The sequence below is a fragment of the Streptomyces sp. RB17 genome (assembly GCF_009604455.1).
Lineage (GTDB): Bacteria > Actinomycetota > Actinomycetes > Streptomycetales > Streptomycetaceae > Streptomyces.
The window spans coordinates 18,506-34,040 of the sequence record NZ_WEGL01000023.1 but is presented as its reverse complement, the minus strand read 5'-3'; the positions used below and the strand labels follow the sequence as shown (position 1 = coordinate 34,040).

10 protein-coding genes are annotated in these 15,535 nt (G+C 69.9%); 7 read left to right on the top strand and 3 right to left on the bottom strand.

Annotated features, from left to right (window positions below; translation table 11 throughout):
* The first annotated feature begins 596 nt into the window (after positions 1-596).
* Genes SRB17_RS43555 through tpg form a run of 3 tightly spaced genes read left to right on the top strand, consistent with a single transcriptional unit; the run spans position 597 to position 5,715 of the window.
* Entirely contained in the window at positions 597-2,987 is a 2,391-nt protein-coding gene (locus SRB17_RS43555) for a DEAD/DEAH box helicase (protein WP_153547529.1), read from the top strand.
* 52 nt (positions 2,988-3,039) lie between these two features.
* Positions 3,040-5,151: a telomere-associated protein Tap gene (gene tap / locus SRB17_RS43550; RefSeq protein ID WP_153547527.1), complete on the top strand. Its 2,112-nt coding sequence runs from the start codon at positions 3,040-3,042 to the stop codon at positions 5,149-5,151.
* A 6-nt stretch (positions 5,152-5,157) separates the two neighbouring features.
* Complete coding sequence (gene tpg / locus SRB17_RS43545) at positions 5,158-5,715, top strand: telomere-protecting terminal protein Tpg (RefSeq protein ID WP_323377572.1); 558 nt, start codon at positions 5,158-5,160, stop codon at positions 5,713-5,715.
* A 73-nt stretch (positions 5,716-5,788) separates the two neighbouring features.
* Here the strand turns inward: tpg and SRB17_RS43540 are convergent, their stop codons facing one another.
* Positions 5,789-6,643, bottom strand: a complete 855-nt coding sequence (locus tag SRB17_RS43540) for a TIGR02391 family protein (RefSeq protein ID WP_153547525.1) — start codon at positions 6,641-6,643, stop codon at positions 5,789-5,791.
* Positions 6,644-7,060: 417 nt separating this feature from the next.
* Between SRB17_RS43540 and SRB17_RS43535 the strand changes: the two genes are divergently transcribed.
* From SRB17_RS43535 to SRB17_RS43520, 4 genes are all read left to right on the top strand, one after another.
* On the top strand, positions 7,061-7,792 hold the full coding sequence (locus SRB17_RS43535) for a TnsA-like heteromeric transposase endonuclease subunit (RefSeq protein WP_323377571.1): 732 nt from the start codon (positions 7,061-7,063) through the stop codon (positions 7,790-7,792).
* A 29-nt stretch (positions 7,793-7,821) separates the two neighbouring features.
* Positions 7,822-9,996, top strand: a complete 2,175-nt coding sequence (locus SRB17_RS43530; RefSeq protein ID WP_323377570.1) for a Mu transposase C-terminal domain-containing protein — start codon at positions 7,822-7,824, stop codon at positions 9,994-9,996.
* Positions 9,990-11,006 (top strand): ATP-binding protein, encoded by a 1,017-nt coding sequence (locus SRB17_RS43525; RefSeq protein ID WP_153547521.1) that lies wholly within the window; start codon positions 9,990-9,992, stop codon positions 11,004-11,006. Before SRB17_RS43530 ends, SRB17_RS43525 begins: the two co-directional genes overlap by 7 nt.
* A 125-nt stretch (positions 11,007-11,131) precedes the next feature.
* Complete coding sequence (locus SRB17_RS43520; RefSeq protein ID WP_323377569.1) at positions 11,132-13,906, top strand: Helicase associated domain protein; 2,775 nt, start codon at positions 11,132-11,134, stop codon at positions 13,904-13,906.
* Positions 13,907-14,037: 131 nt separating this feature from the next.
* Here the strand turns inward: SRB17_RS43520 and SRB17_RS43515 are convergent, their stop codons facing one another.
* Positions 14,038-14,736, bottom strand: coding sequence for a helix-turn-helix domain-containing protein (locus tag SRB17_RS43515; protein WP_153547519.1), 699 nt, complete (start codon positions 14,734-14,736; stop codon positions 14,038-14,040).
* Between the two features lie 7 nt (positions 14,737-14,743).
* A complete protein-coding gene (locus SRB17_RS43510; protein ID WP_153547517.1) occupies positions 14,744-15,043 on the bottom strand; it encodes a hypothetical protein in 300 nt (99 codons plus the stop codon).
* Between the last annotated feature and the right edge of the window lie 492 nt (positions 15,044-15,535).

Below are 15,535 nucleotides of genomic sequence, written 5' to 3'. Positions count from 1 at the left end.
CTCCCGCGGAGCGGGAACTGCGACGGCAAGCCGTCGCAGAAGGATGGCCTCCGCTGCGCTCCGGCCTGGCTCCGCTGACGCTCCGCCAGATTCCCGCGCCAGCGCGGGAATTGAATTCCGCAAGCGGAATTCTGAAAGCGGGTCAATTCGCGCAAGCGCGAATTGCGAGCACCCGCGCAAGCGCGGGTGCCGAGGCTGGCAGCAAGGGCAGGTGCATCGCGCTCGCGCCTGTGTAGAGCTTGGGAATCCTAGCCACCATGTCTGACAGCGGAAGTGACGGACCGTCGACCTGACGGGATGCCGGCCTCCACGGCAGTGGCGGGCTCCGCTGCGCTCCACCCGAACCCCTCCCCCAGCCTCGAAACCGCCCCGACACGTTCACCAATACCCCGCCAACGTACACACCACAACCCGCCGAGTTGGAGCGGGATTCAGCCATGTATCATCCTGGGGCGGGAACATGGCGCGCGGTGATGCATCACAGTGCTTGACTGTGTAGAGTCTGGTACCAGACACCACACCCCCCGGCCCCCATCACTGCGCCGGACTTTCATTTCAAATTGCGCGCCACATTCCGCAAAAAGGAGAACACGGGAATGGCCGTGAAACTGCGTGACCATCAGGTCGAGGCCGTTGCTGCCATTGTCTGCGGTCTCGATATCCCGCCGGGCGGCATTCCCGTTAATGGGCTGCGCGGGCAGGTACACGCCGCGTGTGGAACGGGAAAAACCATCATTGCGGCGGCATCGGCAAAGCGGCTTGTCCCCAAGGGCCGCATTCTCGTGCTGGTGCCGACGCTGGACCTTCTGACCCAGACCGTCCAGGCGTGGCGCAGGGCCGGGCATACGGGGCCGGCGGTTGCGGTGTGCTCGCTCCAGGACGACCCGGAGCTGTGGAACCTCAAGGTGCGTTCCACCACGAACCCTGTGCAGCTGGCTCTGTGGCATGGCCAGGGGCCCGTCACCATCTTCGGGACGTACGCCAGCCTCGGTGTCCTGGCAGAGGCCTTCGAGGGCGCCTATGGGCAGCAGTTGGCCCCGGTGGACCTCACGGTGGTCGATGAGGCCCACCGGACTTCCGGCTCGATGGGTAAGGCGTGGGCCGACGTCCACAACCAGGGCGTCATCCCGTCGCACCGCCGGCTGTACCTGACGGCCACGCCGCGGATCTGGGAGGAGCGGCTGAACCGCGAGGTCGCGGAGGGGGCGCGTGACCCGCTGCCTCGCGAGATGGCGGCCTCCATGGATGACGAGAAGGTCTTCGGGCCTGTCCTGTACAAGCTTTCGCTCGCGTCGGCTGTCTCGCGCGGGTTGCTGGCGCGGTATCAGATCATCGTGCTGGAGCTGAAGGACCCGGTCGTCACGCCCGAGCGGCTGATGGGTGAGGACCGGCACACCGAGGAAGTGCGCGGTCAGCGGCTTGGGGCGCTCCAGGCCGCGCTGCTGCACACGATGGCGCAGCACAACCTGCAGACGTGCATCACCTTCCACCACCGGACGATAGAGGCGCAGGCCTACGCGGAGGGCCTGGCGCGGGTGGCGGCGAAGCTGCACGCCGACCAGCCCGAGAAGTACCCGGCGAAGATCTGGGTGGACTGGCTGTGCGGCGAGCATGTCCCCGAGCGGCGGCGGGAGGTCCTGGCTGGGTTCGGTACTACCGCGCGGCGGGCTGTGCTTTCGAACTGTCGTGTCCTGGGTGAGGGCGTGGACATCAGGGCGGTGGACAGCGTGGCCCTGCTGGATCCCAAGGGGGCGCCGCACGACATCGTCCAGGCCATCGGCCGGGCACTCCGTCAAAAGCCTGGTGAGGGCAAGCTCGCCTCTTTGGTCGTGCCGGTATTTCTCCAGCCGGGAGAAAAGCCGGAGGACATGTTCACCTCGGGATCGTATCGGCCTTTGGTGAAGGTTTTGGAGGGTCTGCGCGCTCACGACGAAGAGGCCGTCGAATTGCTCGCGATCCCGCAGGAACCGCAGAAAGACGTCGCGCAGCCGTCCGTGAACATCGGCCCGGCACCAGAGGAAGGCGAGGAAGAATCACGTCTCCTGCTCCGTTTTGCCGCGCCGCGTGACCCCGCCATGGTCGCGGACTGGGTGTCCTTCAACGTGATCGACACCGAACGCCAGGACTGGGCACGCGGCTGGGCGGCCCTCAAGAAATTCACTGAGCGCGTCGGGCACGCCCGAGTCCCCTACGGACACCGAGAGGGCGCGATGCCCCTCGGACAGTGGGTGGCAGAACAGCGAAGGGCGTACGGGGCCGGGCAGATGACCGGCCAGCGCGCAGCACGGCTGGAGAAGCTCGGCATGGTGTGGTCCCTGGCGGATGAGCGGTTCCAGGAGAACCTGGAAGCCGCGAAGGCCTACTACGACCAGCACTGGACGCTGTGCGCGCCCCGGCCCGCGACCATGCTGGACCGGCCGGTGGGGCAGTGGCTCTCCAACCTCCGAAGGCCCGGCGCCCTGGACGGACACCCCGAGTGGAAGACGGCGCTGGAGGCCGTGGACGAGGATTGGAACCCGTCGTGGCCGGCGGAGTGGCAGCGCCACTACGCCGCACTGCGCGAGCTGGTGGCCGACGAAGAGGGCCAGACGGAGGTCCTGCCCGGGTTCACAGTCCACGGGATGGACATCGGCAAGTGGCTGGCCCGGCAGCGCAAGCCCGAGGTCTGGCAGGCCCTGACGGACGGGCAGCGCGAGCGCCTGGAGCAGCTCGGCATCGTGCCGCTGGCCCCGGAGCCGGAGGAGGCCCTGAAGCCGGCCAGGGCGCCCGTGAGCGCCTTTGAGCGGGGCGTTGCGGCCCTGGTGCAGTACAAGGCCCGCACGGGCTCTGTGAAGGTCCCCAGGGCCCACGTAGAGCGGCTGGAGGACGGCACCGAAGTCCGCCTCGGAGTGTGGATCATGAACCAGAAAGGACGCCGCGCCAAGCTCGCCCCCGACAAACTCGCCGCACTCGCCGACCTGGGACTCGAATGGGCCCTGGAAGGTTAAGGAATGGGATAAGTTTGTGGTTAAGGATTGTCTGGAGCAAGGGTGCAGGGTCATGGCATCTGAGGAAGAGCTGTTCGCGTCCGTCGATGCTCTGTTGAACGAGGAGCCGCACCTGCCGCCTCCGGCGGAGCGTGCCCGGCTGCGTGAGGCCGCCGGCATCACCCAGGCCCGCCTGGCCACCACGTTGAAGACCACGACGCAGTCGGTGAAGAACTGGGAGAACGGCCGCAGCGAGCCGAAGTCACCGCGTCTGGACGCATACCAGCGACTGCTGAACGGATGGGCGGCGAAGTACCCCGCCCCCGGCGCAGCTCCAACAGCCTCGGTTGCCGCAACGGCGCCCGCGGCGCCTACCGAACCGGCCGCGTCCAGGGTGGAGACGGCAGACGCCCCGCAGGCTCCCGCCGTTGCGGCTGCGGCGCCGGCGCGCCCAGCCGCCCTGCGGCCCGCCGCGACGTCGCGGCGTCCGGCCACGAAGAAGACGGCGCAGCCCGCAGCCGACCCGCGCTTCCCGCACGGGCCCCTCGCGGTCCTGGACGGTGACGGCTGCGCGTACGGCACGGGCGGCATCGTGCTCGACTGCCCCGCGACCACGATCCCGGAGCTCGTGGAGTGGGCGCTGCGCGAGTCCGGTCTCGGGGCGCCGCGCCTGCACCGCTACGGCAAGGACGCCGACCCACTGATCGTGCTCACCGCCGCGGCCGCCGTGAAGCTCGGGCTGCCGGAGCGCCTGGAAGGCCACGAGCAGCGCCGCTCCCTGCGCCTGCCCGAGGACCACCCGGTGGTCAAGCAGGTGGTGAAAGCGAAGTGGCGCCTCACCCAGCGCGGGTTCGGTCCGTGGGCAAGGATCTACCGCAAGGCCACCGGCACCCAGCGGCAGTGCGTGCAGCTGGCGGTTCTGTCCTGGGACGCCCTCGATGAGCGGGCGTGGCCGGGGGTTGCGGAGATGGAGCCGGCCGACGTCGCACGCGTCCTGGGCGTGTACGCGACCCGGGTCATCACCCCGCGCGGATCGACGGCCGTCTCCGGGCTGGAGCTGATGACGGCGCTGCGCCCGCCCACCCGCGCCACGCAGGACCCCACGACCGGCAACTGGGTGTCCGGCCACAACCCGGGCTCGCTGGGGACGGAGCCGATGGACCCGGCGCCGCCGGAGGCCACCCCCGAGCACCCCGTCGTCGTGGACTCCGGCTGGAGCGGAGGGTTCCTGAACGAGGAGGCCTACCAGTGGGTGCGACCGGTGGACCTGCTGAGCGACGAGGAGTGCACGCTGCCGTACGCGGTCGGGCTCGACCTCAACACCGCCTTCCTCGCCGCCGCCGCCCGCCTCGTCGTCGGCCTCAGCGCACCCGACCACTTCCGCGCCCCGACGTTCAACCCGAAGATCCCCGGCTCCTGGCTGGTCGACCTGTCCCACGTCGAGGTGGACCCGCGCCTGCCCTCGCCGTTCACACCGGACGGCACCCGGCCGACGGGACCTGCCTGGTATCAGACCCACACCGTCGCCTACGCCCAAGAACTCGGCTACAACGTCGCCCCCATCGAGGCGTACCTGCGCCGCGAGACCGGCGCGTACCTGGACCCGTGGCACGACCGGCTGAAGAACGCGTACGTCGACACCCTCGCCGACCTCGGCGTCACCCGGGACCTGGACGACCGGGCCTTCCTCGCGGCGATGGAGCGGCACAAGGACGTCGACCCGGCGATGGCGGCCGTCCTCGCCGCCATCAAGGCCACCGTCAAGGGCGGCATCGGCAAACTGCGCGAGCGCCCCCAGGGCAAGCGCTACAAGGAGGGCGAGAGGTGGCCGGCCCTCCAGCGCCCCACCTGGCGGCCCGACATCCGCGCCGCCGTCATCTCCAAGGCCCGGGTCAACATGCACCGCAAGATGCGCAACATGGCCACGATGACGGGTCTGTACCCGCTCGCCGTGCTCTCCGACTGCGTCGTCTACCCCAGCCCCGGTGACAGCCCGCTCGACTTCCTGCCCTACGCCGCGTCCGGCAAGCCCCAGCCCGGCGGCTTCCGCCTCGGACCCACCCCAGGCCTGGCCAAACTCGAAGGCATCCAGTCGATGCTGTGGGCGGTCGACGTGATGGAGAAGGGCCTCAACCCGGCCCGCCACATCAAGGGCGGCGACGCCGTCCTCGACGAAGGCGAGTAGGGCGCTGTGGGAGAGATCGACGACGCCATCGAGCGTGCCGACCGGGAAGCGTTCACCCGCCAGCCGCCCAAGACACTGCAGGCCCGCATCAACTTCCTGCTCAAGCGGCTCAAGACGACCAAAGCCGTCGCGGCGGAGATCGGGGTCAGCCAGCGGTCGGTGGAGCGCTACCGCAAAGGCGAACGCAAGCACCCGCCCAAGGCGATCGCGGACCGGATCGATGCCGCCGTACGGGCCCGCTGGCAGCCCCAAGTCCGCAAACGCCGGCAGAAACAGGCCGCCACCACACGCGGGATCACGGTGGAGACAAGGGCCCGATTCGGGTACACCGCACCCATCGGCACCACCGACGACGGACGCTTCCGCCGCCTCACCGTCCACCTCCCCCCCACCTACGCGCAGCGGCTGTTCGATGCCCGCGAGGCCGGGGCCAGCGATCAGGAGCTGCGCCAGATCATCGCCGAAGGCTTCAAAGACGTGTACTTCCAAGACAGCGGAAACCGCGCCATGGGACTCACCGACGTCACCCTCAACGACATCGACTACCTCGACCTCGACTACTGACCTTTCAGATCAGAAGCCGCAGACCGCGTCACAGCGGCGCGTCCTGCACCCTCGCGGTCCCCCTGTCTATAGCTCATTCCTTATCCCTGGCTTGCGGCTTCGGTGTGTCGGTGGGCTGGGCCGTTACGTCGTCGCACGCGTCGACCCATCGGGCCAGCAGGCTGAGGACGGCGAGGCGCTCCAGCGCGTCCTGGGCGGTCATGCCGTCCGTGCCGTGGGCCGAGGTGTTGCGGATCGTCATCTGCGCTCCCGGGGCGAACTGGCGCAGCCCGTCGTTCATGGAGCGCACGGTCTGGTCTTGTGGATCGCCGGGCCAGCGCAGGCGGGGTTGGCCCTCCTTGGGATCGCTCGCGGAGAAGACCTGCTGCCACAGGCTCGTGGCGGAAAGGTCCCGGCGTCCAGTACGGGCCTGGACGTGGGTGACCAGAGCTTCGGCGGCCGAAGCGACGGCCTCCCGGTAGTGCTCGTTGAGCCACAAACGGCGAGCGGCGCCCCACACCAGAGGATGCAGCAGGTCCACTCCGGTCACGGACGGTGCCTCGGCCGCCGCCTTGGCCGCCATCGCCTCCAGCCGCCCCAGGATCTGGTCGCAGATCTCCAGCACATTGTCGGGCTCCAGCAGCGGCTTCGGGGAGGCCATCGAGTGCCAGGCGGCGATCGGATCCACCGCTCCGTGACCCTCCACGTGGATGTAGGAGCCTGTCAGACGCGGCGCGTAGTAGGCGCGGCCGGCTGCCCGAGCGGCCTTGGCGCGCGCGTCATGGATTTCGTCGGGGTCTGCGTCATCGTGCGGGAGGATCGCCGGGGCGATTCCGCGGGCGACGTGGTTGGTCTCGTGCAGGGACAGGAACTCCTCCAGCGCGGTCTTGAAGTCGGTGACCGCTTGAGCCGTCGCCTTGAGGTACTCGGGATCACGGGCTGCATCCATGTACCGATCCTCACACCCGTCCAGGGGGCAACTCCCTGTCCATTCCCGGCGCCCTGGTGCTCTGACCGGTGGCAGGCCCCGATGGACGGGGCAGCGCGAGCTCCTGGAGCAGATCGGCGTCACCCCATTGCCGCCGGAGCAGAAAGCGCCCGCCAATCCGCCCAAGGCGGCCCTGGCACCCTTCGAGCGGGGCACCGCAGCCCTGACGCAGTACAAGGCCCGCAGCGGAGTCGGCGGGCATCACTGTCCGAGGTGCAGCGCCAGCTGCTCGCGGGCCTCGGCCTGTTTGGCTCGAAGGCCGGTGGGCGGCGGGCTGTGGCGCCTGCTGATCTGCTTCGTTATGCCCATTACCGGATGGGTTGATATGCCGTTTGTGTCAGTGTGCAGGGGACGGAAGCGCAGCCTGACGGGGCGAAGGTGGCACCCGCCGAGGTGGGGCCGGTTGACGTGCTGTTCTGCGAGGCGGGGCAGGGAGCAGGGTGCCTGCGGTGGCCGGAGGCCGCTGGTGAGGTGGCCTTCGAGCAATGCCGGCCGCTGAGGCCGTTCCCGGTCCGCAAAGGGAGGCGGCTGGCGCCGGGATGGTGGTGGTCGTCGACTACCGGGCGGCTGGTGCACTACGGGTCCGCGGCGATGCGGCTGCACGTGATGCTGCTCGACCGCGATCCACGTGTCAGTGGCCTGGCCGCCCGGCCGCTTGAGCTGCGATGGCGCGAGCCGGGAGGTGTGCGGGCGCATGCACCGCAGCTGATGCTGCGACTCGCCGGCGGTCAGGGGGTGTTGGCGGACTGCACCACCAGGCCGGAGCTTTCGCAGCGGCAGCGGTCCCTGGCTTCGGCGGTCGGGCAGATCTGCGCGGCGGTGGGCTGGCGGTACTGGGTGCTCGGGCCGGTCGACCCGGTCTACCGGCGCAACGTGACCTGGCTGGCCGGGTATCGGCACCCGCGGTATCACGGTGGACGACAGCTGGCCGCCGCCCTGCAGGAGACGTTCGCCGAGCCCGCGCCGCTGTGGGAGGGGGTACGCAGGATCGGGGATCCGATGCTGGTGCTTCCCGCGCTGTTCCATGCCGTGTGGGCGGGACGCCTCGCTGCGGACCTGGGCACGCCGATGCATGAGCGGATGCCGGTATGGGCGCCGGCGGCAGAGTGATGGCACACAGCGGGGTGCCGGGTGGGCCGGTGGTGGAGCTGGGATGCCGGGTGCGGTTCGAGGGACGGATCTGGACGGTGGCCGCCCTCACCGGCGGTCAGGTGCGGCTGGTCGCACAGAACGGCAAGGTAGTGGCGCTGCTGCTGTCGCTGCTGTTCGCCGATACAGGGTTCGAGGTCCTGGATGCGCCAGAGGGATCCAGGGTGCCGCCGCTGGGCTTGCTGAAGTCGCTGCCCGAGGCGGTGCGAGAGCGGGCGCTGGCCTGGGAGCGGCACGTGCGGGAGGTGGAGACCGGGCGGCCGGATGAAGGTGGCTGCGCGGGAGGGCCGCGGGCGGAGTACGACCCGGAGACGCGGACGTTGGCGCAGCGGGAGGAGGCGAAAGCGGCCGAGCTGTCGGCGGCGGGGATGCCCACCAGCGCGGTCACGGTGCGGCGGATGCGGGCCCGTTACCGCCAGAGCGGGCTGTGGGGGCTGGTGGACCACCGGGCCACACGGCCGCGGACGGCGCTGGGGCGTGCGGACGAGCGAGTGGTGACGGCGCTGCAGGAGGTGCTGGAGGCCGGACGGGAGCGCTCCAGCGGGACGCTGGGGCGGCTACGGGTGTACACCGAGCGGCTGCTGGCCGAGCGGCACGGGGAGGGGGTCGTGCCGCTGCCCTCGAACGCGACGTTCAACCGGCTGGTGCACGCTCTCGCTGACGGGCACGGGCTGCTGGGCAGCGCCCGTCAGCGCCGCTGGCGTTCCGCGCGGCCGGTTCCGCCGTTCGTGCCGACGACGGTGATGGCGCCGGGCGAGCTCGTGATGATGGACAGCACCCTGCTGGATGCCTTCGTGGTGCTGGACGACGCAGTGGTGGAACGGCCCGAGCTGACCATCGCGCTGGACGTGGCGACCCGCAGTATCTGCGCGGCCGTGCTGCGCCCGAAGGGGACCCGCAGTGTGGATGCGGCGCAGTTGCTGGCGCAGATGACGGTGCCGGCGCCGATGCGCCCCACCTCGCCCGAGGCGCTGGCGATGCAAGCGTCAGTGATCCCCTACGAGCGGCTGCTGAGCGTGGACGCCCGGCTGGAAGGCGCAGCGGCGCGGCCGGTGATCACACCGCAGACCATCGTGGTCGACCAGGGCAACGTGTTCGTCTCGTCGTCGTTCATCGCCGCGTGCGAGTCCTTGGGCATTTCCGTACAGCCCGCCCCGCCGGGCAACGGGCCCGCCAAGGGGCACGTGGAGCGCACCTTCTCCTCGATCAAGACGCTGTTCGTGCAGCACGTCGCCGGCTACACGGGCGCACACACTGGCGAGCGCGGGCACGGCGTCGAAGGCGAGGCGGTGTGGACGCTTGCCCAGCTGGCCGAGATGCTCGATGAGTGGATCATCTGCGGGTGGCAGGAGCGCGCCCATGACGGGCTGCGGCACCCGATGATGCCCCGCCGTGCTTTGTCGCCCAACGAGATGTGGGCCACTCTGGTGGCCGTGTGCGGGTACGTCCCGGTGCCGCTGGGGCGCGAGGATTACATCGAGCTGATGCCCATCAAGCGGCAGAAGATCAACGACTACGGCATCCGCATCGACTACCGCACCTACGACCACAAAGCCCTCAACCCCTACCGCGGCGAACGCTCACCCGCGATGGACGGACTGTGGGAGATCCACTACGACCCGCACGCGCCCGGCCAGATCTGGGTACGCCTGCCAGGCGCCGGCCAGGCGCAGGGGTGGAGATGGGAGACGGTGCCGTGGATCCACCACACCCTGGTCACCGCCCCGTTCACCGACTTCACCTGGCAGCACATTAGGCGCACCCTCGCCCGACGCGGCAGCCGCGCCCAGCACGAACACGACCTGGCACTGGCCCTGCGCGAGTTGCTCGAGCGCGCCGCCGCCGGACACGGCAGCCGCCGGGAGAAGGTCGTCACCGCCCGGGCCCGCGCCGGCGCCGCGAACCAGGGCGGTGCGGTGTGGGGGATCCTGTACGGCCAGCAGCCGGAAACCGAAACGCGCGAGCCTGCCAACGAGGACGTCTTCGACGACAGCGAGGACGTCGAGGAACCCCTGCCCGACGACGGCTGCGTGAGCACCTGGCTGGCTGAAGGCGCACAGGCGAGCGACTCCCCAGCCGCCCCGGTGCGGGAAGCCGGCGTACCTGCTCCGCGCCGCCCTAAGGTCACCGTCTACGACCCCTTCGAGGAATCCCTGCGATGGTGAGCCCGATCTCCAACGATGCTGTCGGGTTCGCCCCGCTGGCTCCCCCGACCGTATGGCAAGGATGGGACGCCTTCGTCCACCGTCCCACGGCACCCGCACGCGACGCCGACGACCCCGCCTGGTCCCAGACGGAGCGCGAGGACTACCACTCCGAACTCGCCGTCATGCGCACCCCCGCCATGGACAGTGTGTTCACCGCCGTACGCCGGCTGCTGCTGGTCAACCGCCGCCAGCAGGCCGGCGCCCGGCGCGGACTGATCATCTCCGGCCCGGCCACGACGGGTAAGACCACGACCATGATGGCGCTGGGGCGTTCCTTCCAGTTGGCCGACGCCCGCCAGCACCCCGGCCGCGGCGAGCGCAGACCCGTGCTCTTCATCAGCGTGCCGCCGGCCGCCACCCCGAAGATGCTCGTCAGCGAGTTCGCCCGGTTCCTCGGCATGCCCATCACCGAACGCCTCAACCAGACCCAGATCACCGGCGCCGTGTGCGACCTGCTCGGCGAGCTGGGCACCCAGCTGGTCCTCATCGACGACGTCCACCTCCTGGACACCCAGCGGCGCGCCGGCGCGGAAACCTCCGACCAGCTCAAATACCTCGGCGAACGTATCCCCGCCACCTTCGTCTACTCCGCCATCGACATCGAGACCTCCTCACTGCTCAGCGGAGTGCGCGGGGCACAGATCGCCGGCCGCTTCAAGATCTTCCGCCACCGCCCGCTGGCGTATGCCACCGCGCAGGACCGCGCCGTCTGGGACGACCTCGTGCGCGCCGTGGAAAACCTCCTGCGGCTGCGCGCACACCGGCCCGGAACCCTCCTCACGCACGCCGCCTACCTGCACACCCGCACCGCAGGGCGGATCGGCAGCCTCTCCCACCTCATCCGCGAAGCCTCCCTGATCGCCCTCACCGAAGGCACCGAACGCATCACCAAACAACTGCTGAGCGAGGTAGAGCTCGACGCAGCCGCCGAAGCGCAGAGTCGTCCCGCCCGCCCTCGGCGGCCCTAGAACGCGCCCGGATGACACATCAAAAGCCGCCCCGCACGGGAACCCGCAGCACCGCTGCCAGCGGCGCACGGCCGGCAGCGTCCTGCATCCTCGTCACGGCCCTGGCCAGCGGAGCGGCCGGACGCGTGGCACCGCTCCAAGGCGAGCTGACGCTGTCGTTCCTGACCAGACTCGCCGCCCGCTACCACCTCAGCCCGCGCGACCTGCTCGCCGCCGTCACCGAAACCGGCGGCCTGCAAAACCTCACCGGAATGCTGTACCCGGACAGCGAGCTCCACCTCAACGCCCAGGCCCGCGCCCGCATCGCCGCGCTCTGCCGGGTCGAGCCGCAGGTACTCGAGCGTGCCCTGCCCGCCTGGACGCGGGAAGAACCATGCGGCAAGTACGGGGACGGTCCGGTCGGGCGGCTGATGCGCGGTGAGCAGGCCGTGGCCGCGTGGGGCCCGGCCTGCCCCGGATGCACCGGCGCCCGCACCGGACGCCTCGTGCCCGCCCGCCGGTACCTGGCACCCGAGGAGCGCGTATGCGCCCGCCACCGGTACTGGCTGCTGTACCTGCCCGGAACCAGCGGCCTGCCCGTGCTCCTCGGCCGGTGCCCGGAAGTGATCGCCGCCCAGCGGCAGCACGTCCGGCTGCTGCGCCGCTCCCCCGCCGGAGCGCAGGCTTTCGAGGTCGCGCGTGCCGTCACCGGAGCGTGGTGGCAGCGGTCCTGGCCGGTGGAGGAAGCGCTGTGGCCGGACCGCCTTGAAACGACGCGCCCTGCCGGCGCCGATCCCGGCTGGTGGCAAGTGGCGGCCCGCGAGCTGGTCACCTATCCCGAGACCGTCGCTCTGGCATGCCAGCTGGCCGACCGATCTCTGCAACAGCGCACCGTCATCGAATCGGGCGGTCATGTGCCCTACCGGCTGGGCGAACTGCCCCGGTTGCTCACCGACCTCGCCGACCGGCTCGGGCGGCCATGGCTCGCCCGCCACCTCGCCGCCGACACCCACGGGCCACTGTTCACCTGGGTCCACTCCTGTGTGCGCGCCCGAGAAGCCTCCAGGCTGTGGAGGGTTCACTCGGCTCACCGGCCGCGCGCCCTGAGCGAGCTTCTCCCCCGCCCGCCTGCCGCCGGCGATACCCGGCCGATGCCGCCGCCCGTGAAGCGGCTGCGCGGCCACAGCGTTCAGGCCGAGCGCGCCTTCGAGCAGGGGATAGCGCACGCCCGGCTCTTCCACCAGCAGCACGGGCACCTGGCCGTGCCCAAAGAAGCCACGCTCGGCGGCTACCCGCTGGGCACCTGGCTCGTCAACCAGCGTGCTGAACACCAGCGGATGCCCGACCACCACTTCATGGCACTGGCCGCCCTCGACCCGTGGTGGAACGCGCCCTGGGACCCGCGGTGGCGGCGGCAATGGCACCAAGCCGCGCAGCACACCCGCACCCGTGGCCCCCTCAACGCGGCCTCAGGCTTCCCCGACACCGGTATCAACCTCGCGCAGTGGCTGTACGAGCAGTGCGCCCGCTATCCCGATCTGCACCCCGAGCAGCAACGGCTGATGGCTTCCATCGGCATCGGCACAGCCGCCGCCCGGGCAGCCCGGCCACCGCGGCGCAGCTACAGCGAACGCTTCCAGACGGGCCTTGCACACGCCGCCGCCTACGCCTTGCAGCACGGGCAGCTCGCCACCGTCGGCCAACGCACCGTCCACGACGGCTTCCCGCTGGGCAACTGGCTGGCCCTGCTCCGCAACCGGCACCACGACCGGCCCCCCGTACCCGCCGACCGCGTTCAGGCTCTCAACGCCCTCGACCCATGGTGGAACCCGCCCTGGAGCCTGTACTGGCAGCGCCACTACTACCGCGCCCGCGACACGGCAGCCGGCCACACGCTGAACCCCGCGAACGGCTTCGACGACCTGCCTGACGCCCAGGTCGCCGACTGGCTACGCCGGCAATGCCGTAACTACCACCAGCTCCATCCCCAGCAGAGAAAGCTCCTCACCGCTGTCGGGCTCACCCCCCACACCGTCGACACAGCCCGCCGCCACCTGACCACCCGCACCGCTACGGCACGCAACCGGCACCGCGCCAAGAACGGCAGCCTGCTAGGACACCGGCCCGACCAACGCGCCGGCTTCGATACCGCCCTCGCCCACGCCCGCACCTACGCCGCCCAGCACGGCCACCTCGCCGTCCCGGGCAACACCCAACACAACGGCTTCCCCCTGGGCCGCTGGCTGGCCAGACAACGCAACCAAGCCAGCACCCGAGCCCGCCGCAACCTACCGCCCTCCCCCCAGACCAGCGAACTCGCCGCCCTCGACCCCTGGTGGAACCCACCCTGGAAAAGCGAGTGGCAGCGCAACTACTACCGCGCCCTGCACCACATCCACTCAAGCAAACCCTTCGACCCCGTTCACCGCATCCCCAACTCCCACACGGCCCTCGGTAGTTGGATCGACCGCGCCTGCCGCCACTACGACCGCCTCCACCCCGGCCAGCAACACCTCCTGAGCAACCTCGCCATCACCCCCGAGACCCTCGCAGCCCGCGCCCAGACCACCCCGCACTGGCACACCGCCCTCGCACACGCCCGCGCCTACGCCGCCCACCACGGCCACCTCGCCGCCCCCCACCACACCCTCCACGACGGCTTCCCGCTCGGCCGCTGGCTCGTCAAACAACGCCACCGCACCAAAACCGGTACCTCATGCCCCGCAGCCGGTGCTCTGACCGCGATCGACCCCTACTGGAACCCACCCTGGAACCTGCGCTGGCAACGCGCCTACCAGCGTGCCCGCACCCACCCCCACACCCACGCCAGCCGGCAATGGCTCACAACCCAGCACCGCAACTGGCCACTCCTGCACCCCGACCAGCAACGCCTCCTCACCCACATCGGCATCCACCCATAGAGCGCAGCGCCTGCACCCGCGCTACCAGACCAAGCCGCAGGTCATGACGGCCGGCACCGCTCAGGACGGCGTGCCGCGGAACGGGGAGTGCCGGGTGATGTCTCACGGCGACTCGGTCGGATGCCTCTCGATCAGGCCGCTGAATCGAACGGCTGATCCGAGGTGGCTTCCTGGTTCTGATTGCGCGCTTTCGCATGTGCTTTGACCCAGCTATAAGTCTCCGGGTAATAGGGCCTGTCATGCTTGAAGGCTCGGGCTGCTGCTGCGAGCCAGAGTTCAACGCCGATAGGCCCGACGTAGCAGGCGTTCAGGAAGGCGATGGCCTGCTCAGGGCTGGCGGGCAGGGTGCGCCCCTGGATGATGCGGCGGGTTGTGCTGCGTGGCAGCTCACCGGGGCCGCACATCCGCTCCATTTCACCAGGGGTGGGGTAGCCGACCCATACGTGGAGGTCTCGTAGGCCTCGGCTCAGGTCGGCGAGGCTCCCGATGAGGTCCGGATCGGGTGCCGCGTGGAGGTAGTACGGCGCCCGGGTAGCCCGACGTGCGTCGAGCCACAGTTCCATGGCGCTGTCGATGGCGAAGTCGAGGCGGCCGGTGAACTCCTCTTCTTCGGTCTTGGTCACGATGACGAAGACGTAGACGGTCTCCCAGGACGGGACACAGGAACCGGAAGCGGCACGCTCGAAGGTTGCCTTTGACGGAGCGCCGCTCACGAGGTGGGCCATCTGGTCGTACGTCAGGCCAGCGGCGGTCTTCCTGGCGCGCAGGAAGACCGCGAGCTTCGCGCGCGCTGGGATAGTGCAGTCCACAGGCTTGTCGGGTCGTCCCATGGCTATCTCAGTTCCCGGCGTTGAGGTAGGTCCGGACGAGGCGGCCGATCCAGCTGCCTTGGCGGCCTCCGCTGATCACCGAGGCGACGACGGCGCCACCTACACCGCCGGCGCCCGCGAGAAGAAGGAGGGCGTCGCCCAGGCTCATGCCGAGCCGGGCGAGGATTGCCGCGGTGACGATGCACACGACGATCACGAATGCGTGCGGCATACCGAAGTAGCCGCCCGTGGAAGTGGTGTCGCTGCCGGACGTCACCGGTTCGACGGCCGCGGTATCCGCCGCAGCGGAAGAAGGCTTGGTACTCATGTGAGTTCCCCTATCCGCCGTCCGGCGACCAGGGGTCGCCGGACGGTGCTACTTGGCTCCAACCAGGTTGTCCAGACGCGCGCGCAGCGGGAGTTGGCGCTCCCAGCACGTGAATGGGCTTGCTGCGGCAAGCTTCCCAGCCCCTGCGCTACGAGTGACAGCAGGTCAGTTCATTGGCTCATGAACGCTTCAAAGCCCATGACCCACCATCCATGCGGCGTTCGCGTCTATGCCGAGCGCTTCCTGGCCTGAAGACGGCAGCGAACGTACAGGTCACCGCGCTGCACCGGCCTCTAGCATGTACACCAGACAACTTCGGGGCCGATGTCATGGCATTTCGGTCCCTTACGGGCACGTTGCCGAGCACAGCAAGAGGGGCCCTGACCAGGGTTGATTCAATTTTGCGCCGCTTGGACAGCACTCGGTCTCGATTCAACGGGCACACTCTTCGTACGAGCTCGACCTGCCGTAGCAGGACGTAGCCGGCCCCTG

Coding starts and splice junctions, on each gene's coding strand:
- SRB17_RS43555 (WP_153547529.1), top strand. CDS start 597: ATGGCCGTGAAACTGCGTGACCATCAGGTCGAGGCCGTTGCTGCCATT.
- tap (WP_153547527.1), top strand. CDS start 3,040: ATGGCATCTGAGGAAGAGCTGTTCGCGTCCGTCGATGCTCTGTTGAAC.
- SRB17_RS43540 (WP_153547525.1), bottom strand. CDS start 6,643: ATGGATGCAGCCCGTGATCCCGAGTACCTCAAGGCGACGGCTCAAGCG.
- SRB17_RS43525 (WP_153547521.1), top strand. CDS start 9,990: ATGGTGAGCCCGATCTCCAACGATGCTGTCGGGTTCGCCCCGCTGGCT.
- SRB17_RS43515 (WP_153547519.1), bottom strand. CDS start 14,736: ATGGGACGACCCGACAAGCCTGTGGACTGCACTATCCCAGCGCGCGCG.
- SRB17_RS43510 (WP_153547517.1), bottom strand. CDS start 15,043: ATGAGTACCAAGCCTTCTTCCGCTGCGGCGGATACCGCGGCCGTCGAA.